General features: G+C 42.2%; 23 protein-coding genes. 15 read left to right on the top strand and 8 right to left on the bottom strand.

The window, feature by feature from the left end; translation table 11 throughout:
• Positions 1–58: 58 nt before the first annotated feature.
• Entirely contained in the window at positions 59–1006 is a 948-nt protein-coding gene (locus A7968_RS07925) for a LysR family transcriptional regulator (protein ID WP_064666327.1), read from the top strand.
• A 121-nt stretch (positions 1007–1127) separates the two neighbouring features.
• On the opposite strand, the gene rluB is transcribed toward A7968_RS07925, so the two are convergent.
• The 3 genes from rluB to A7968_RS07910 form a co-directional block, all read right to left on the bottom strand.
• Positions 1128–1997, bottom strand: a complete 870-nt coding sequence (gene rluB / locus A7968_RS07920; protein ID WP_064666048.1) for a 23S rRNA pseudouridine(2605) synthase RluB — start codon at positions 1995–1997, stop codon at positions 1128–1130.
• Complete coding sequence (gene scpB / locus A7968_RS07915; protein WP_064666047.1) at positions 1994–2596, bottom strand: SMC-Scp complex subunit ScpB; 603 nt, start codon at positions 2594–2596, stop codon at positions 1994–1996. The genes rluB and scpB overlap by 4 nt, the downstream gene beginning before the upstream one ends.
• Before the next feature lie 144 nt (positions 2597–2740).
• Positions 2741–3172: a hypothetical protein gene (locus tag A7968_RS07910; RefSeq protein ID WP_064666046.1), complete on the bottom strand. Its 432-nt coding sequence runs from the start codon at positions 3170–3172 to the stop codon at positions 2741–2743.
• 248 nt (positions 3173–3420) lie between these two features.
• On the opposite strand from A7968_RS07910, the gene xthA reads away from it, so the two are divergent.
• Genes xthA through rlmA form a run of 3 tightly spaced genes read left to right on the top strand, consistent with a single transcriptional unit; the run spans position 3421 to position 5709 of the window.
• Positions 3421–4227: an exodeoxyribonuclease III gene (xthA, locus tag A7968_RS07905; protein ID WP_064666045.1), complete on the top strand. Its 807-nt coding sequence runs from the start codon at positions 3421–3423 to the stop codon at positions 4225–4227.
• A 4-nt stretch (positions 4228–4231) separates the two neighbouring features.
• Positions 4232–4903 (top strand): energy-coupling factor ABC transporter permease, encoded by a 672-nt coding sequence (locus tag A7968_RS07900; RefSeq protein WP_227008912.1) that lies wholly within the window; start codon positions 4232–4234, stop codon positions 4901–4903.
• On the top strand, positions 4900–5709 hold the full coding sequence (rlmA, locus tag A7968_RS07895; protein ID WP_064666044.1) for a 23S rRNA (guanine(745)-N(1))-methyltransferase: 810 nt from the start codon (positions 4900–4902) through the stop codon (positions 5707–5709). Before A7968_RS07900 ends, rlmA begins: the two co-directional genes overlap by 4 nt.
• Here the strand turns inward: rlmA and yfbV are convergent.
• Complete coding sequence (gene yfbV / locus A7968_RS07890) at positions 5693–6139, bottom strand: terminus macrodomain insulation protein YfbV (protein WP_064666043.1); 447 nt, start codon at positions 6137–6139, stop codon at positions 5693–5695. The genes rlmA and yfbV overlap by 17 nt on opposite strands.
• Before the next feature lie 325 nt (positions 6140–6464).
• Here yfbV and A7968_RS07885 point away from each other — a divergent pair, with 325 nt between their 5' ends.
• From A7968_RS07885 to A7968_RS07855, 7 genes are all read left to right on the top strand, one after another.
• Complete coding sequence (locus A7968_RS07885; RefSeq protein ID WP_064666042.1) at positions 6465–7679, top strand: acetate kinase; 1215 nt, start codon at positions 6465–6467, stop codon at positions 7677–7679.
• A gap of 2 nt (positions 7680–7681) precedes the next feature.
• Positions 7682–9832 carry a phosphate acetyltransferase gene (gene pta, locus A7968_RS07880; protein WP_064666041.1) on the top strand — a complete coding sequence of 717 codons (2151 nt, stop codon included), beginning with the start codon at positions 7682–7684 and terminating at the stop codon, positions 9830–9832.
• A 225-nt stretch (positions 9833–10057) separates the two neighbouring features.
• Entirely contained in the window at positions 10058–10456 is a 399-nt protein-coding gene (locus A7968_RS07875) for an ACT domain-containing protein (RefSeq protein WP_064666040.1), read from the top strand.
• The gene (locus A7968_RS07870) at positions 10456–10950 is read left to right on the top strand and encodes a PTS glucose transporter subunit IIA (RefSeq protein ID WP_064666039.1); all 495 of its coding nucleotides are present in this window, start codon (positions 10456–10458) and stop codon (positions 10948–10950) included. Before A7968_RS07875 ends, A7968_RS07870 begins: the two co-directional genes overlap by 1 nt.
• 5 nt (positions 10951–10955) lie before the next feature.
• Positions 10956–11303, top strand: a complete 348-nt coding sequence (locus tag A7968_RS07865) for an ArsC family reductase (protein ID WP_064666038.1) — start codon at positions 10956–10958, stop codon at positions 11301–11303.
• Complete coding sequence (gene dapE / locus A7968_RS07860) at positions 11300–12430, top strand: succinyl-diaminopimelate desuccinylase (RefSeq protein ID WP_064666037.1); 1131 nt, start codon at positions 11300–11302, stop codon at positions 12428–12430. Before A7968_RS07865 ends, dapE begins: the two co-directional genes overlap by 4 nt.
• Entirely contained in the window at positions 12427–13128 is a 702-nt protein-coding gene (locus A7968_RS07855; protein WP_064666036.1) for a M15 family metallopeptidase, read from the top strand. The genes dapE and A7968_RS07855 overlap by 4 nt, the downstream gene beginning before the upstream one ends.
• On the opposite strand, the gene A7968_RS07850 is transcribed toward A7968_RS07855, so the two are convergent.
• The 4 genes from A7968_RS07850 to bufA2 are packed head-to-tail and all read right to left on the bottom strand — an operon-like array spanning position 13061 to position 16120.
• Positions 13061–13990, bottom strand: coding sequence for a DMT family transporter (locus A7968_RS07850; protein WP_064666035.1), 930 nt, complete (start codon positions 13988–13990; stop codon positions 13061–13063). The two genes, A7968_RS07855 and A7968_RS07850, sit on opposite strands and share 68 nt — an antisense overlap.
• Before the next feature lie 12 nt (positions 13991–14002).
• The gene (locus tag A7968_RS07845; RefSeq protein ID WP_064666034.1) at positions 14003–14782 is read right to left on the bottom strand and encodes an HvfC/BufC N-terminal domain-containing protein; all 780 of its coding nucleotides are present in this window, start codon (positions 14780–14782) and stop codon (positions 14003–14005) included.
• A complete protein-coding gene (gene bufB / locus A7968_RS07840; protein WP_064666325.1) occupies positions 14775–15614 on the bottom strand; it encodes an MNIO family bufferin maturase in 840 nt (279 codons plus the stop codon). The genes A7968_RS07845 and bufB overlap by 8 nt, the downstream gene beginning before the upstream one ends.
• Positions 15615–15661: 47 nt before the next feature.
• Positions 15662–16120, bottom strand: coding sequence for a BufA2 family periplasmic bufferin-type metallophore (bufA2, locus tag A7968_RS07835; protein WP_064666033.1), 459 nt, complete (start codon positions 16118–16120; stop codon positions 15662–15664).
• 183 nt (positions 16121–16303) lie between these two features.
• Here bufA2 and A7968_RS07830 point away from each other — a divergent pair, with 183 nt between their 5' ends.
• From A7968_RS07830 to A7968_RS07815, 4 genes are read left to right on the top strand one after another with little or no spacing between them, the layout of a single operon-like run.
• Positions 16304–17668 carry a COG3014 family protein gene (locus A7968_RS07830; protein ID WP_064666032.1) on the top strand — a complete coding sequence of 455 codons (1365 nt, stop codon included), beginning with the start codon at positions 16304–16306 and terminating at the stop codon, positions 17666–17668.
• 8 nt (positions 17669–17676) lie between these two features.
• Entirely contained in the window at positions 17677–18102 is a 426-nt protein-coding gene (locus tag A7968_RS07825; RefSeq protein ID WP_064666031.1) for a YcfL family putative periplasmic lipoprotein, read from the top strand.
• 11 nt (positions 18103–18113) lie between these two features.
• Positions 18114–18749, top strand: a complete 636-nt coding sequence (gene lpoB / locus A7968_RS07820; RefSeq protein WP_064666030.1) for a penicillin-binding protein activator LpoB — start codon at positions 18114–18116, stop codon at positions 18747–18749.
• 20 nt (positions 18750–18769) lie between these two features.
• Positions 18770–19237: an outer membrane lipoprotein gene (locus tag A7968_RS07815; RefSeq protein WP_064666029.1), complete on the top strand. Its 468-nt coding sequence runs from the start codon at positions 18770–18772 to the stop codon at positions 19235–19237.
• Positions 19238–19315: the final 78 nt, after the last annotated feature.

Genomic DNA, 19315 nt, shown 5'->3' with positions numbered 1-19315 from the left:
CTTAGCAAGCAGGCTTTAATTTAGATAATTAATACAGCGAATGAATAAGATTGATCAAATGAATATACGCAATGTCGATCTCAACCTGCTTGTGTACTTAAATGTACTCATAGATGAGCAAAATGTCTCTAAAGCAGCAAATAAACTAGCACTCACTCAACCTGCTATGAGTAACGCTTTAAAGCGATTACGTGATTTATTTGACGATCCTCTTCTCGTTCGCGCCGCAGGCTCAATGACCCCAACCGCAAAAGCACTGAGTTTAAAGCCTGAAATTGAAGCGTTATTAAAAATGGCGGAGGCAATTACTCAACCCAGTGACATTTTCGACCCTAGCACTGCGCACGTGACTTTTCGCATCATGGCCAACGATTATTTAGAATCAACCTTAGTCGCCCCTTTTATTACTGCGCAACTTAACAAACACCCTGGGCTTAATTTTGATGTACTCAGCCCAAGTGATGTTAGCCTACAAGATATGGAAAAAGGCACTATTGATTTAGCTATCAATCGCTTTAATGGTTTGCCTCGCTCGTTTCATCAAGCCAGTGTATGGCGCGACAATTACTGTTGCTTAATGCACCCGGCAAACCCTTATTTAAAAAAACCGGACTTGGAACAATATTTAGCGAGTGAACATATTTGGGTTAATCGAGCAGGCTGGGGAGCAGAAGCGGCGGTGACCAATAAATCAGGCAGCCAAAAACTAGGTTGGGTAGATGAGGCGCTATGGCAACTTGAACAAACTCGCCATATTCGGGTGTTTACTCGCCACTATATGGTCGCCAGCCTGCTGTGCCAATCACCGCAATTAATCGCAACACTGCCACGGCGACAAGCCAAATTGCTAACCGAGCACACTGAGCTGGTTATTAGCCCAGTGCCATTTCAAATTGTACCGATAGAAGTAAAAATGCTCTGGAGCCCATTACTTCACCACGCCAGCCCCCATCAATGGTTACGTCGCGAATTATTAGCCTTTGCGCAAACTATTGCTGACAGGTAAGCTGTTAAACACGACTAAATATGATTTAAATAGCCATAAAAAAATCCGTAATTAGTAAAACTAAATACGGATCATTGACGCTGCGCTTGTCATTAGCGGCTTACTTTACGTATAACAAATATTAACGACGTTTAGTTTGTTTAACGCGGTTATTATGTTTTTTAACAGCTTTGCGAATTTGGTTAATTTTAGCGCGCTTATCTTTGCGCTTTTCAGGCATTACTGACAACTTAGTTTGTGTTTCACGGCCTAACTTTACTGTTTTACGCAAGTAGTTAACTGTCTCTAGTTCAAGCTCAGCCCAACCACCTTGTGGAAGGCGTTTATCAAGCTCTAACTTGCCGTAACGAATACGAATAAGACGTGATACTTCTACATCTTGAGATTGCCATAAACGACGTACTTCACGGTTTCGTCCTTCAGTTAACGTGACGTTATACCAACGGTTAATACCTTCGCCACCCAGTGGTTTTATATTTAGGAACTTAGCCATACCATCTTCAAGCTCAACGCCTTTGGTTAAGTTTTTGATGGTTTCTGCTGTGACTTCACCAAATACACGAGCTGAATATTCACGCTCAACTTCATAGCTTGGGTGCATTAAACGATTGGCAAGTTCACCATCATTGGTGAACAACATTAAACCGGCAGTATTTATATCTAAACGACCGACTGCAATCCAACGTTCGCCATCAACGCGCGGCAAGCGATCGAATACCGTTCTACGTCCTTCAGGATCTTTACGCGTACATAACTCGCCTTCAGGTTTGTTATACATAATGACACGGCAAATACGTTCTGCTTTTTCTTCAATTTTAACGGTATGGCCGTCAACTCGGATCAAATCTGTTTCTTCAACACGATCGCCCAATTTTGCTACTTTACCATTTACACTGACACGATTTGCATCAATGTATTTTTCCATCTCGCGACGCGAACCAACGCCCGCTCTTGCTAAGACTTTTTGTAACTTTTCACCTTGTATACTCATTCGGATAGTTCTCTCACAGAAGGATCACTCAATAACTGGTCTATTTTACTTTGCTGCTGTTTTGGCAGTGGCGGTAAATTATCTAAACCTGTTAACGAAAAATAATCTAAAAATTGTTTTGTTGTCGCATATAAAGCAGGCCGTCCCGGCACTTCTTTATGACCTACAACATGTATCCACTCGCGTTCGAGCAGACTTTTAATAATACCAGAGCCAACAGTTACGCCACGTACTTGCTCAATTTCACCTCGGGTGATTGGCTGTCGATACGCAATAAGTGATAACGTCTCTAATAAGGCACGAGAATATTTAGGTGCGCGTTCTTGCCAAAGGTTATTTAACCAAGGCGCTAAACTCGCACACGCTTGAAATCGAAAGCCACTCCCCACTTCAACTAACCGAATACCTCGGGTTTGATAATGGATTTGGATTTGTTCAATTGCGAGGTTAATGCGCGTCATCGACACACTCAAGTCACTTAATACCGTTTCTTTTAAGTGCCGCTTACTGAGGGGTTTTCCAGCAACAAAAATAGCCGCTTCAATGATCTCAACAAGTTGTTCATCACTAATTCGTTTTGTAGCCGATTTTGTCACCATAGACACCAAGACGCTGAGGTATATTCAACGCGTTATTATGACAGAACTATGCAACGGTTGGAAAAGTTATTATTCAAAAATACAATATTAGCGGCTATTAACAGCCACTAATATTGTATTACGCATTAGCACAACCTATTTGAATCAAATAGTTGTGCCTTTATAACGTTTAACAAACTCAGTAACCACTTCACCATTGCATTGCAAAGAGTTTAGGTCTGTAATCTTTGCTTTCACCGGTGCCAAACCTTGTTGCAATGCCGTCATGCACAATTGCGTTTCTGTTTGACTGTTTTTAGCAAACACTTCTATTACTTTTTGTTGGTGAATTTTATCATCGCGCTTTTTAGCAATATGGCGAATATCTTCGCCATTACATAAAATGCTTTTTGACTGACGTGATAAGTAGACACCATGTTGCGCAGCGACTTTACGCGCAGCAGTAAATCCTTGGTTAGCGCTAATTGAGCACAGTTTAGATTCAATTTTCTGGTCTGCATTAAAGTATTGTGCTGCACTTGCAGTATTAGAAAATGCAGCCGTAGCCGCAAACAATGCTAATAATTGTAGTTTCATGATTTACCTTGGGTGGAGTGATAATGTGAGCATTTTTTGCGCATTATATAGACCAACAAACACAAATCAACTGGATTATATATTTAATATTTTATTTAAAATCGCATTAACAATATTTAATCACAACTCACAATCTGTTCATCATTTGAGCAGTTTATTTTTAATGAATAAGCACATGTACCAGATCTTATTTGATGATAGAATTTGCCATAATCTGCGAAAAGCTAATTCTAATTTAAGGTCTAGCCATGAAAGTAATTTCATTTAACATTAATGGGCTGCGAGCTCGCCTGCATCAACTACAAGCTATTATTGATAAACATCAGCCTGATATCATCGGTTTACAAGAAATAAAAGTACACGATGAAGCTTTTCCACTCGAAGATGTGCAAAAAATGGGTTATCACGTGTATTTTCATGGTCAAAAAGCCCATTACGGTGTGGCTATGTTATGCAAAAATGAACCTAAATCTGTAGTTAAAGGGTTTGCAACTGATACTGAAGAATCGCAAAAGCGGATGATCAGTGTCACTGTCAGCCAAGAAAATGGCCGTGATTTAACGGTGATGAATGGCTATTTCCCACAAGGTGATAACATCGCCCATGAGACTAAGTTCCCGTATAAGCGCCAGTTTTACCGCGATTTAATGACCCATTTAGACACCCATCATAATAATGATGAAGATGTGATTGTGATGGGCGACATCAATATCTCTGCGACCGATCTTGATATTGGTATTGGTGAAGTAAACCGTAAGCGCTGGTTAAAAACCGGTAAATGTTCGTTCCAACCAGAAGAGCGTGAATGGCTTGCAACCTTACTTAACTGGGGCTTTAAAGATACATTTCGCGAACTTCACCCAGACACAATAGAGCAATACTCATGGTTCGATTATCGTTCAAAAGGTTTTGATGATAACCGTGGTCTGCGTATTGACGTTGTCTTAGCCACACCAGCATTGGCTGCGCGCTGTATTGATGCTGGTATTGATTATGAGCTGCGTGGTATCGAAAAACCATCTGATCACGCTCCAATTTGGTCAACATTTAGCTAGTTGTATGCATGAGTTAATTACAGCCCCGATAATAAGCAGCAATTTGCAAGCAGTTGCTTGGCTTGTTGCCGGCTGTATTTTTTTGCTCAGTATTAATCAACGTCAATATCAACTGCTATTTGCAACACCCGCTAGACAAACCGGCGTGTTCGCGTGCGCCTTAGTGTTTATGCTGCTGTGGCGCATTAAAGCGGGCATATTACCAGGCCTTGAATTGCACATTCTTGGTGTTACCGCCATCACACTTATTCTGGGTTGGCGCTTTGCATTACTAAGCGCTTCGCTTGCCAGCTTGCTATTGGCCGCCTTTAACCAAATTAGTATTACGCAGTTACCAATACAGTTATTGCTGAGTGCTTACTTGCCGACTTTAGTAAGTTATGGCCTATTTATACTGTGTTACAGCCTGTTACCACGGCATTTTTTCATCTATATTTTTGTCTGTGCGTTTATTTGTGCCGCTTTAATTGCCTGTTTTAAAATTATTACTGTGAGTGGCTTTTATTATGCGACGGGCAATTACAATTGGTTTGAATTAAGTGAAAATTACCTCTACTTATGTGCCATCATTTGGTTTCCAGAAGCGATGCTCAATGGTATGGCCATCACTTTATTGATCACCTATCGCCCACATTGGGTGAAAACTTTTTACGATAAGGATTACCTAGACTCATGAGTCTTGATTATCAATGCCCGCTTTGCCAACAATCACTAACATTACAGGTTAATGTACTCAAATGTAGTAATAATCATAGCTTTGATAGGGCCAAAGAAGGGTATGTAAATTTATTGCCAGTACAACAAAAAAACTCTAAACAACCCGGCGATAACCTTGATATGGTGCAAGCAAGACGTGCATTTTTAACAACGGGGCATTATCAGTTTTTACAAACAGCCATTGCTGAGCGCGTAGCAACGCACTCTCCACAGTGTGTTATCGATTTAGGGTGTGGCGAAGGTTTTTACACCCAAGCGATAGCTAATGCGTGCGATGCGAAGGTTTATGGGGTAGACATTTCTAAGTCAGCCATTAAATACGCCGCAAAACGATACGATAATTGTAATTTTAGCGTAGCGTCAATAAGCCAAGCGCCGTTTAATGATGAAATGGCCGATGTGTTAGTAAGTATTTTTGCACCGCTATTTGATGCAGAATTAGCGCGTTTAGCTAAACCGGATAGCAAGCTTATTGTAGCAAGCCCCGGCCCTTGGCATTTAAAAGAGCTAAAGCAATACATCTACCGTGATGTTAATGCACATACAGCCATTAATGTACCGAGTGGATTTGAGCTAATAGAGCAAACATTGTTAGAGCAACAAATAAGCGTGCCATTTAATGATGTGAAAAACCTGATAACCATGACCCCATTTGCCTGGAAGTTTCGCCCAGAGCATTGGCAACTGTTAGAGCAACAAGGCGAGCAAGTTGTCACCTTGTCATTTTATGTGAGTCAATTTACCCGTCTTACAGATTCTCTTTAGTAAAAGCACGGTCCATTTTATCAAACATATCATTGAGTAAATGGGCCAACTCTGCATATTTAGGTTTGTCTTTAGGGGTGTGTCCTTGGTAGCCGTTAGCAACCATTTTACTGTGCAGCTCTTTATACCAGTGCTCCATTGCTGGCTCAAGCGGCGTATCTGCACGCTTGCCTAACCACAGCAAACCTTGCAACGGTAACGATAAAAAAAACAATGCAATGGCGATTGCTTGGGGTAAAAAACTGCTGCCTAAATAATTAATTTGCATGAATAAAGTGAGCATTGCCAAAATTGGCATGACGGTAATTGCCAACTCAGTGGCTTTAATCACTCTAAACTCCGTGAAAATAGGCGCAAGCTCTTTACGCATCGGCCATTTTTTAGCGTATTCACGACCAGTTTGAACTTGTGACATCACACTTTTTTGCATCATGACTCCTAGGTGTCGCTGGTGTATTTATAAATGTTAGCCTAATGAGTGTATCACATTGATGGCAACATTCTTGTGTAAAATCCCTTCCACCTTTTCGTCCAAAACATGTTTTTGATCACGGTTTAAACTTACCTTAAATAAATTAATCAGGTAAAATAAACGCACATTTAGTCAACTAGACTTTAGTATAGCCATTGGCTATATCCATAGCAATTTATCGACCATTAACATGGTAACTTTAGTCATTCTAGTTCGATTCTTAGTTATATAACAACTAAGCTTAATGTGCACTTACCGATATTGTCAAAAATGGGATCCTGATATGTCTGCGCAACCTTCATCGCCACACCACGTGCTTGTTCTTAATTGTGGAAGTTCAAGTTTAAAATTCGCTATTTTAGATGCTACCAGCTCTGAAGAAATTATTTCAGGCTTGGCTGAGCGCTTAGGATCATCATCGCCATCTATTAAATACAAATACTTAGGCAAAAAATACCTACTTGAATTGACAGCCAATCAAGCACACAAAGAAGCAATCGACACACTGGTTAAACTTATTAATGAGCAGAATTTAGCAAGTAACCTCATCGCGGTGGGTCATCGTGTAGTGCATGGTGGTGAGCACTTTACTAAATCAATGTTGATTGATGATGCGGTTATCAAAGGCATTACCCAAGCGGCAACACTTGCCCCATTACATGGGCATGCAAATTTGTTAGGCATTGCTGCAGCACAAGCCGCCTTTAAAGGATTACCGCAAGTCGCTGTGTTTGACACTGCATTTCATCAAACCATGGAGAAGGTTGCCTATTTATATGCTCTACCTTATAAGCTCTACACAGACTACGGTGTTAGACGCTATGGCTTCCATGGTACCAGCCATTATTATGTAGCAAGTCAAACAGCCGAACTCCTGGATCAACCGATAGAGCAAAGTAACTTTATCAGCGCCCACTTAGGCAATGGTTGTTCAGTCTGCGCGATTAAAAATGGCAAAAGTGTCGATACCAGCATGGGCCTAACGCCGCTGGAAGGTTTGATGATGGGTACCCGCAGCGGTGATATCGACCCTGGGTTATTTAACTTTTTAACCACGCAACTAAATTATGACGCCCAACAAATTGACGATTTATTAAATAAACAAAGCGGCTTACTTGGTATTAGTGAATTGTCAAACGACTGCCGTACTATCGAGGAAGCAGCTGTAGCTGGCAATGAAAAAGCCATTTTAGCACTTGAAATGTTTTGTTATCGCTTAGCGAAACAAGTGGCCGCCTTTATGGTGCCATTGCAGCGCCTTGATGCATTAATTTTTACCGGTGGTATTGGCGAAAACTCCGATATTATTCGTGACAAAGTGATTACTCAACTTGCCTACCTTGGCCTTGATTGTGATAACGGCGCAAACCTTGCAGCCCGCTTTGGCACGCAAGGTGTGATAAGTTCACAACACGCCTCAACAAAAGCGGTGGTCATGCCAACCAACGAAGAATGGGTGATCGCCCGTGATGCCGCCGCAATTGCACAGGAGCTATAACAATGGCACGTCGAATTATGCTAGTTCCAATCTCAACGGGGGTTGGTTTAACTTCAGTATCAGTTGGTTTAGTGCGCGCGCTTGAGCAGAAAACCGTTAAAGTTAACTTTTTCAAACCGATTGCACAACCTCGCTCTGGGGAAACTGGGCCGGAAAAATCAACTCAAATTGTTACGCAAGGATCGGCTATTACCCCTCCCGTGCCTTTTGCTCTTGATTACGCAGAGCAAATGATTGGTGATGGTAAAGGTGATGACTTACTTGAAGAAATAGTCGAGCGCTTTGAAAATGCCATTGGTGATGATGTCGTCGCTATTATAGAAGGCATGGTGCCTACCCGTCGCCAACCTTATGCTGGGCGAGTAAACCGTGAAATCGCGCAAACGCTTGGGGCTGATATTGTATTTGTACTCACTCCCGGCAATGACAGCAATGACCAAATTGAAGACAGATTAGAAATTGCCGCCGGATATTATGGCAGTGTTGATCATGCTCGCGTATTAGGCTGCATTTTTAATAAAGTAAATGCCCCACTGGATGATGAAGGCAGAGCCCGCGCTGACTTGGTTGAATCACACGAGCCGGATGCGCTTGAAAACGAGCTGAACCGTTTAGCGTCACTGCCCATTTTTAGAAAACACCCCTTTATGTTATTAGGCTCGATCCCATGGAATTTTGAGCTGGTGGCACCGCGGGTGAAAGATCTATCAGCCTATTTAAAAGCGCAAATACTCAACGAAGGTGATATGGCGCATCGACGACTGCGTAGTGTCACATTTTGTGCTCGCACTGTGTCTAACATCCTGAGCCATTTTACGCCAGGTGTACTGCTTGTCACGCCAGGTGATCGCTCTGATGTACTAGTTGCAGCCTGTTTGTCAGCTATGAACGGCACTAAAATTGGCGCAATTTTATTAACTGGTGGCTTTAAACCAGAGCCACGGATCATGACTTTATGCGAACAGGCCATGGCCACTGGCTTGCCAATTTTAAGTACCGATGCGGATACATGGCGTACCTCGTTATTGTTACATAACTTTAATATGGAAGTACCCTGTGACGATGTCCAACGTATTGATAAAGTTAAGCATCATAATGCCAGCCATATTGATTCTGATTGGTTAGATACCCTTGCTAAAAGCGTTGGTAAAACCCGGAAAATGTCGCCGCCTGCGTTTCGCTATCTACTTACAGATAAAGCCCGTCAAGCGGCAAAAACGATTGTACTGCCTGAAGGCAATGAACCTCGCACCATTAAAGCCGCGGCTATTTGTGGTCAACGTGGTATTGCAAAAACCATTTTATTAGGCGATCGCGAAGAAATTGAACGTATCGCAATGCAGCAAGGTGTTGAGCTTAACGAAAACGTAACCATTATCGAACCCCAAGATGTGATCAACGATTATGTTGCTCCTATGGTTGAAATTCGTAAAAGCAAAGGGTTAACCGAAGTTGTAGCGCTTGAGCAATTACAAGATAACGTGGTGCTGGGCACTATGATGTTAGAGCGTGGCAAAGTGGATGGTTTAGTTTCTGGTGCGGTTAACACCACAGCGAATACCATTCGCCCACCGCTGCAACTAATAAAAACAGCCCCGGGTTCATCATTGGTTTCATCGGTGTTTTTTATGCTCTTACCCGATCAAGTACTGGTATACGGCGATTGCGCGATTAATCCAGATCCAACGGCCGAGCAATTAGCTGATATTGCCATTCAGTCAGCCGATTCTGCTGCTGCATTTGGTATTGAGCCACGCGTTGCAATGATAAGCTACAGTACCGGCACGTCTGGCACTGGCGCGGATGTAGAAAAAGTCCGCCTAGCAACGCAATTAGCACAGCAAAAGCGCCCTGATCTGATCATCGATGGGCCGCTGCAATATGACGCGGCAATTATGGAAAACGTCGCCCTTAAAAAAGCGCCAAATAGCCCTGTGGCGGGTAAAGCGACGGTATTTATTTTCCCAGATTTAAACACCGGAAACACCACTTACAAAGCGGTGCAACGTAGTGCTGATTTGATCAGCATTGGGCCTATGCTGCAAGGTATGCGTAAACCCGTTAATGATCTAAGCCGCGGCGCTTTAGTCGACGATATTGTTTATACAATCGCACTTACCGCTATTCAAGCAGCACAAGTACAGGGTAACTAACGCTTAAAGTAAAGTGATCAAACACTGATCACTTTGCCCTTGCTGTTAATCTAACCCTATTTTAAATAGTCAATAAAATAAGTAAGTTATTAACTTTATACCTCACTACTCCCAATGTTATCCACAGAAATTGTGGACAACATTGGCCTTTTATTTCACCCTGATAATCTATACTATTGATCAGTATATGCTGATGGAAAGCTTTACAATTAAAAAGGGTCCGCAATGTCTAAGCAAACTTTAAAGCTACATAGTACAACCTTTACCATTCATACCCTTGAAGTGACTGCTGTGATCCCACCTGAGTTATTTAACCAGTCTATGTTTGTGGTAGCCAAAACTAAAGATGAATTATCGATTGTGTGCCCTAGTGAGTTTGCCATTGACAGCCTTGATGCTGAACATGATTGGCGCGCGTTAGAAGTTATTGGCCCACTTGGTTTTTCGCTCACTGGGATCATGGCGAATATTTCTGGGGTTTTAGCCAAGGCTAATATCTCTATCTTTGCGATTTCAACTTACGACACTGACTATGTGCTAGTAAAACAACAACGCATTAATGATGCCATGAAAGCATTAAAAAAAGATGGCTATCAGCTACTTAATGACACTAAGTTGGCATAATGAAAAACCTTGAGATTAGCTATTTACCACAGCGACAATTAACGCCAAACAGCATTGCAATTTGCAGTCCGTTTAGCGGTAAAGTCATGCCATTAAATGAGCACCCTGAACCATTTTTTAGCTATGGCACACTGGGTCCTGGCATTATGGTTGCCCTGAGCAATCATAAAATATTAGCGCCTTTTGATGGCACATTAGTGCAAGTAAAAAATGCCGGCACTGAATTTATTTTACAGGCTAATAATGGCTTAAAAGTGCTGCTAAATTTGCATTTAGACCCACAGCAACACATTAAGCAAACACACATTGCTCAGCTAAATGGCAGTAAAGTGACAAAAGGTCAGCGACTCGCCTATTTTGATCTCAGAGATCTCAGTAGCCCATTACTCGCCTGCCTGATTTTGCTCAATGGCCATCAGCTTATACCCATGCATTATTCGTTATCCCACGTAAGCGCAGGGATAGACACCCTTTTAACTATCACTAAGAAGTAATTAATATGACCACTCTTTACGGCATCAGTAACTGTGACACTATAAAAAAAACCAAAAAATATTTAACCGATAACGCCATTGACTATACGTTTCATGACTATCGTAAAGACGGCATAAACCTAGCGATGATCAGCGAGTTTGCCAATCACATCGATTGGCAAGAGTTAGTTAATAAACGCGGCACAACCTATCGCCAATTAACGGATGAACAAAAACAAAATCTTGATAAAGACAGCGCACTGGCCATTTTGGTAGAGCAACCAGCGATGATCAAACGCCCAGTATTAATTCACAATGACACTTACCACTTAGGTTTTAAAGTGGCGCAATACGATGAGATTTTCGCATCATGATCCATCCAGTAATTGAACTTGCTCAAGCCTTGATCCAACGTCGTTCTGTCACGCCTGAAGATGCTGATTGCCAAACGATGATGAATGAGCGTTTACAAGCAACAGGCTTTAATATTGAGTCAATGTTTTTCACTGATACCTTGAATACGTGGGCACGAAAAGGCCAACAGTCACCTCATTTTTGCTTTGCAGGCCATACCGATGTTGTACCGACTGGGCCTGAAAAAAACTGGCAACACCCGCCATTTTCAGGTTTGCTTGCCGATGGCATGCTACATGGTCGCGGCGCTGCTGATATGAAAGGCTCACTCGCTGCGATGATTGTTGCAACGGAGCGCTTTGTTGCAAAACACCCCGATCACAAAGGCTCTATCTCGTTTTTAATCACCTCCGATGAAGAAGGCCCTTTTATCAACGGTACAACCCGCGTGATTGATACACTCGAAGCGCGCGGTGAAAAAATTGACATGTGCTTAGTCGGTGAGCCATCCTCTCGTAATGTGCTTGGTGATGTGGTTAAAAATGGTCGCCGTGGTTCTTTAACAGGCTTTTTAACCGTTAAAGGTATTCAAGGACATGTGGCCTATCCGCAACTTGCCTTAAATCCAGTGCACTTGGCCGCCCCGCTACTTACGCAGCTCAGCCAAACAGTGTGGGATAACGGTAATGAGTTTTTCCCTGCAACCAGCTTTCAAATATCGAACATTAATGGTGGCACTGGTGCGGGTAATGTGATCCCGGGTGAACTTGAAGTGCAGTTTAATTTTCGTTTTAGTACTGAAGTAACCCATCAGCAATTACAGCAACGCGTAGTTGATATGTTAGCTGACTATGATTTTGAATATGAGCTGAATTGGATTGTTAATGGTCAGCCATTTATCACCGAAGGCGGACCATTAATTGATGCAACGGTTACAGCAATAAAAGCAGTGACCGGGTTAGACACCGTACTTGAAACCACTGGCGGCACGTCTGATGGACGCTTTATTGCCCAAACGGGCGCAAAGGTGATTGAGCTTGGGCCACGTAATGACACCATTCATAAGGTCAATGAGTGTGTAAGCAGTGACGATCTCATTGCCCTTGCCGATATTTACGAACATATTTTAGAGCAGCTGTTAACATGAGCCAAAGTACACTCACTGCACAACAATTAGCTGAGTGTGCGTGCGGTAAAAATGAGCTGCAGCTTGTTGAGTATCAAGGTTATAAACTGCATAAAGAGATTGTTGACGACTTTATACGCTTACAAAATGCGGCGCGTGATGCGGGCTTTGAACTAGCCATCGCATCTAGCTTTCGGGATTTTGAACGCCAAGCGTTGATCTGGAATGCTAAATTTACTGGACAACGTCCGGTGCTTAATAAAAAACAGCAGCACGTTGATTTAGCGAGTATGCCGGATATTGAAAAATGCCATGCGATAATGCTTTATTCTGCACTGCCAGGCACCAGCCGACATCACTTTGGCACTGATCTGGATATTTTTGACCAAGCAGCCGTGACAAAAAACTATAAATTGCAATTAGAGCCGAGTGAATACACTGGAAATGGTCCGTTTGCTGCGATGACTCAGTGGCTGGATAGTCACTTAGAAGACTATGGCTTTTACCGTCCTTATCAGCAAGACTTAGGCGGCGTTGCGCCCGAGCCTTGGCACATTAGTCATATTCAACAAGCGCAACAGTTAATGCAACACCAGAGTATTGCCGCCTTAACGGATATTATCGAAAACAGTGAAGTTGCTGGCAAAGCCGCTATTTTGGCGCATTTGCCGCAGCTTTATCAGCGCTATGTGTTGAATGTGAGTGCCCCGGCTGTTTAGCCAACATAAACACCAATACAGCGCCGAGAATAACGGCGCTGGCAATCACAAACTGTATACTGAGTTCTTCTTTTAAAAATAACATGCCTGCTAATGCCGCTATGACCGGCACACACAGTTGCACCACCGCAGCCTGACTACTTTTTAACAAAGGCATAGCAACATACCAAATACTGTAACCAATACCCGAAGCCAGTACACCAGAGGCACAAGCAAGCGCAACCCCCTGCCAGCTAAGCCCCGATAAATGACTAAAACCAATCATAAATAACACAGGTAACGCAAATAAACTACGGGCAAAATTAAAGGTGGTGGTTTTAAGCGGTGAAATACATACCTTACCGCGAATACTGTATATACCCCAGGCTACGCCACTTAGCATCATCAATAGTGCTGGTATCACTGATGGAATAGTTGCCGAGGGCAACATCAGATATACAAAACCAATCACAGCGATAATAAATGCACACCACTGCACAGTGCTGAGCCGCTCTTTATTGTAAATACCCCAACCAATCATGGTTAGCTGCACCGCTGAAAATAAAATAAGCGCACCAGTGCCAGTATCAAGTTCCACATACGCAATTGAAAAGCAAAGTGCATACACCAATAAGCTGATACTGCTGCGCCAGCTGCCACGGTCATCTATATCGAGTTCAATATCGTCGTTATTATTAACGACATTAACGTTCGGTTTTGCTTGTATCAGTACGATAAAGCCTAAGCATAGTGCACCACTAAGTAACCGCAACGCAGTAAAGTTCCAAGCATCTATGTAGTTTTGAACTAATGCCATACGGCATAAAAGAGAGTTTGCAGCAAATGCCAGCAAGGCAAGTACCGTATACAATGTTGCTTTCAAAGTGTTCCTTAGTTATTTTGTCGCTGACACCAGCCAACCCCGTTCGAGCCATTGATTTATCAAACTGATAAGAAAACCAGTAATTTCCTCACTGGGTATATCAGTTATACAGGATTGACATAATTGCACAAAATTTACCTGTTGTCTGAGTAATGTCAGTAATCGATATTCGAGTAAATCAACATTAATAAACTGGGTCCGGCGTTCACAATCTCGTGCCACCACCCAGTAGCGCGTATTGTCGCAATAAGGTTGTGGTGGCAATTGCTTATCTTTGAGTGCTTGCCACGATTCTACCGCACGACTGTTAAATTGCACCAGTTGCACACTTGGATGTAAAGGCAATTGCAGCACTGACCATTGCTCAACCGTTAGGCTTTCGAGTTCATCAACAGTGAGTAACGGATGCTCTTGCGCATCAAATGCGGTGAGTAACAGCCTTTCAAATTGGGCTATATCGGCTAAAATAGGATGCTCGCTAAACGGTGCGTTATTGCGTAAGTAATGCGGTAAATCATCAGCAAAAAAGCGTAATGACGTATAATTTGATGGATATTGTACGAGATACTCTGCGACCATTTTATCAAACAATTCATCACCTAAATAAATACCTAATTGAGCATGATCTTGTTCAATTGCAGCACGTAATCGCAGCTTATAAGCATTTTGATAAATAGCTAAACGTTGGCTTGTTGCTAATTGCCCATGAGAGGCAATATGGTTCGCCAAATCATTATTTTGCCCTTGCAGTAAAGCCATAAATTGCTGTTGTAATGATGCGAGATCACTCATTATTTTCCTCAAGCTGCCATATAGGCGCAACTAACTGGCGGGCACGTTCAAGCTCAGTCATTAAATCTTGCAATGAACCAATATTATCATCGCGTTCAATCATCGTACTAACTGGGCCAAGCTGTTTGGCATAATTTGCGTACAATTCCCACACTGCCGGTGGCACATCTTCATCATGAGTATCAATAATATGACTACCGAAGTCTTGATGCCCTGCAAGGTGTATTTGTGCAATTGCTTTTGTAGGTATTGCATTTAAATAGGTCATCGCATCAAACTGATGGTTGCGGGCACTCACATAAACATTATTTATGTCCATCAGAAATCGACAACCGGTTTTATTGTGCAGTGCCGCTAAAAAATCCCATTCACTCATTTGTGAATCTTTATAGGTTAGGTAACTTGAGACGTTTTCAAAAATCATCTCACGACCAAGAAATTCTTGCACTTGGTGAATACGCGATGCTAAATGTTCAAGCGCTTCATCGGTGTATGGCATCGGCAGTAAGTCATGGCTATTAATATTACCTACTTGACTAAAGCATAAGTGATCAGATACCCATTGCGGCTCAACCCGCGCAATAGTGTTTTTAAGTGCTTGTAAGTAATCTAAATTAAGTGGCCCAGTACTGCCGATTGACATAGATACACCATGCATAACAACGGGGTAATCAGCGCGTATTTTATTTAAGTAATGCCATGGTTTGCCACCGGCAACAAAGTAGTTTTCTGAGATGATCTCAAACCAATCAACTGCTGGTTTATCCGCGATAATTTGTTCAAAATGCGGGGCTCTAAGCCCTAAACCAAATCCTAAGAATTGCGTTTGCATAACCATCCTCTTTAAACCTAGGTGGCAAAGCCACCTAGGTTACGTCGTTAAGAATCTACAGAGCCACCAACATCAGCACATGATTTTGCTGGCATAGATACAAAGCCAGTGCCTTTGCAAGATGCATGACCTGCACAGGCATTTTCCGCGGTTTTACAATCGTTATGGCCACCACAAATATTTACATCATTACAATGTACTAAGTCAGCCTTAGCAATAGAGCCAACCCACTTGTCTTTAACTGCCCCACCAATATCTGCACATGCTTTAGCAGGCATAGCAACAAAACCCGTGCCTTTACATGAGGCATGACCTGCGCAGGCATTTTCAGCCGTTTTACAGTCATTATGACCACCACATACATTTACATCATAACAATGCACTAAATCCGTTGTTGCAGCCCCGGTATTGGCTGTGGTAACTGTGCGTGTTTCAGCTTCAGTGCTGTTGCAACCAACTAATCCTGCAACCATAACCGCCATTGCTGCGCCAGTAAATTTTTTCATAATTGTATTCCTCTGATTATGTAATTATAGATATTACAAATAGCAAGACCGTATCCAGCACTGATCTATTTCAACTTGGGTACGTAAATATAAAATGAGTGCTTACGATTTTTTACATTGTTTATCATCGCTCTCAGATTAGATTATGCTAATCTGTATTAACGGTGATAAAAGGAGTGCCATGTGCAACGTAGTGTTATTTTTGGCTTTTGTGCTATTTTAGGTGGCTGCAGTACCATTGGATTTGGTGATCTTTTTACAGATTATGCCACTCAAATGACGCCTGTACGCCAAGCAATTAATAGCAATAATTTGGCTCAAGCCCAGCAACTATTACCAACTAATGGGCAATCGCACAGTAACTACTTACTTAATCAATTAGAACACGCCCGATTAAATAACCTAAGTAATCAAAATGATACTGCGCAACCACAATACGAAGCGGTCTATCAGCAAATGGAAATAAAGCGCCAAGCTGCCAAAGTACAACTCAGTGCTGGCCTTGAACAAAGTAACGCTCTGCTAACCAATGATTCGGTAATAGCGTATACGCCAGCGGCTTACGAAATGAGCATGCTGCATAGTTACAAAGCACTTGGTTATGTTTTTAACAACGACATAGAAGGTGCCCTGGTTGAAGTTCGCCGCGCGAATAAAGTACAAACCGATGCGCTAACGGCTAACCAAGATGACATTGATGCCAGCGTAAAAGAAGCGCAAAAGCATTATCCCAGCATGGATGATGTGATTAAAAATGTAAAAAATGGCTACCAAAATGCCTTTACCTTTTATTTGTCAGGCTTACTTTACCAAAGTAATAAGCAATACGATGATGCTTACATTGATTTTAAAAAAGCGTTGGAGATCAATCCAGAAAACACCTATTTGCAGCAAGATGTACTGCAGCTGGCAAAGCGACAAGGCTTTGATCAAGACTTTGTAGAATTTAAAAAACGCTTTGGAGAACCATCTAAACGTGCTGCTAACAGCGGTGAGGTAGTGGTGTTAATTGAACAAGGTTTAGTGCCAGAAAAAGATGAGTTTGTATTGCGTTTACCGATTTATACGTCTGGCGGTGATGCCCGCTTTTACAGCTTAGCAATGCCCGTATACAAAGATAACGCATTTATACCTGCCATTAACGAAATTAATATTGCAGCACAGGTTTTACCATTGAGCCCTTTAGTACGCCTAGAAGCATTAGCGGCAAAAACTCTCGAGGAGCAAACACCCGCTAGAGTTTCTCGACAAATATTACGTTTAGTTGCAAAAGAGAAAGTACGAGCAGAATTAGCACGCAGTGGCGGCGATGTCGGTAATATTCTGGCAAATATTTACAACCTAGCCTCGGAGCAAGCTGACACTCGCAGCTGGTTAACACTGCCGAATCAAATAAGTGTCGCGCGGACCCAGCTCAGCTCTGGGGAGCATGTGTTAAAACTAGGTAAGCATAGCGACATAAACTTTACTGTTAGTAAGCAAGGGTTAACCTTGATTTATCTAACCTCTATTAACAACTATTTTAATTCCCATGTAGTGCAACTTTAGGAGCTACCATGAAATATTTAGTGCCATTATTAGCGGTATGTCTACTGGCAGCCTGTACAAGTAGACCAACCACATCAGGTATAGGTGTTGAACAAGCTTCAGCACAATACCAACAGCAACTCAAAGTAGATAACCCAGAGCTGGGTAAAAAATTAGCAATTACCGACGTGAAAACTCGCCAAACGAATCAGTTAACAGATGTGGTTGTGACGCTTTCGAGTAAATATAAAAAATCACAATATTTACAATATCAATTCACTTGGTATGACGGTGATGGTTTTGTGATCAAAGGCAATCATTCACCATGGCAAGCACTGACTTTATTTGGTTTTGCCAATATGCAGCTACCTGGCCTTGCACCAACATCTGATGCAGTGACATTTTCATTAGCCGTTCGTGAAGTATCAACTGAAGCGCAAGAATTTAAAAAGTAAAGGATACCACTATGAATACTGAAAACACATCGAACAAACCAACACTTAAAGCACTTTCTGGTTTTGCTTTACTTGGCTTAAGCGCATTAGCGCTCAGTGGCTGTGCGAATAAAGCGGTCGTTAGCTATGGTGACGCACAAGCTGTTGAAACAACAGATATTAACTTTGGTTCAACCGACTTACAAAAAGTTGCAACCCAAATGACGGATTCGCTACTGGCTTCGCCAGTCGTGGGTACTATGACCGCGAATACACGCCCAGTGGTATTTGTCGAGCGTATTAAAAACAAAACCAGTGAGCACATTGATACTGAATCAATCACTGATTCAATTTCAACCCAATTACTACGCAGCGGTAAATTTCGCTTTGTTGATATGGGCCGTGTAGAAGCTGTGAGAGAGCAACTTAACTTTCAAAATGTGGATGCATTAGTTGACCCTTCAACGGCGGTAGCCTTTGGTCAGCAAGTGGGCGCGCAATATATGCTGTATGGCAACTTATCAAGTATCGTGAAGTCAAACGAAGATAAAGCCGACGTGTATTATAAATTTACAATGCGCTTAATGGATTTAAAAAGTGGCTTAGTCGAATGGGCTGACGAAACAGAAATTCGAAAAACCCGAGAAAAATCAACCTTTGGCTGGTAAAACAGCTTAGGAGGTAAATGATGAATAAACTCATAATTGGGTTATCTACTGCCCTGCTCTTCAGTGATCCAAGCTTTGCAGCCTATGAGCGAAATAAAGCTGTGCCTGTACAACAAGTATTGTTTGGCAATGTGCAATCTGTGCGTAACATTACTGAGCAAGAGCTGGTGCAAGATAAAAATAGTGGTTGGAAAACCTTTGGCGGCGCTTTATTAGGTGGTGTTATTGGTAATCAATTTGGTGGTGGCAGTGGTCGCACCGCCGCAACTATTTTAGGCTCGGTAATTGGTGGCAGCGTTGCACATAACCGCCAACAAGGCAGTCATTATAACCAATACCATTTGGTTGAATTAATGATCAAAGTTGAAAACGGCGAGCAATTTATGGTGGTTCAAGACAAAGACAGTCAAATGACCTTTAATACCGGTGACAGCGTGCGTTTAGTGTATTTATCAGATAATACCGTCCGCGTTGATAAAGCCTACTGATTTAAACTCAGATCAAAAAAGCGAGCCTTCATTTAACTATGAGCTCGCTTTTTATTTTTTACAGGTCCAGTATAACTG

This window comes from Pseudoalteromonas prydzensis, from assembly GCF_001661495.1.
Lineage (GTDB): Bacteria > Pseudomonadota > Gammaproteobacteria > Enterobacterales > Alteromonadaceae > Pseudoalteromonas > Pseudoalteromonas prydzensis.
The sequence above is the reverse complement of the archived record's forward strand: the minus strand, read 5'-3'. Positions and strand labels throughout refer to the sequence as shown.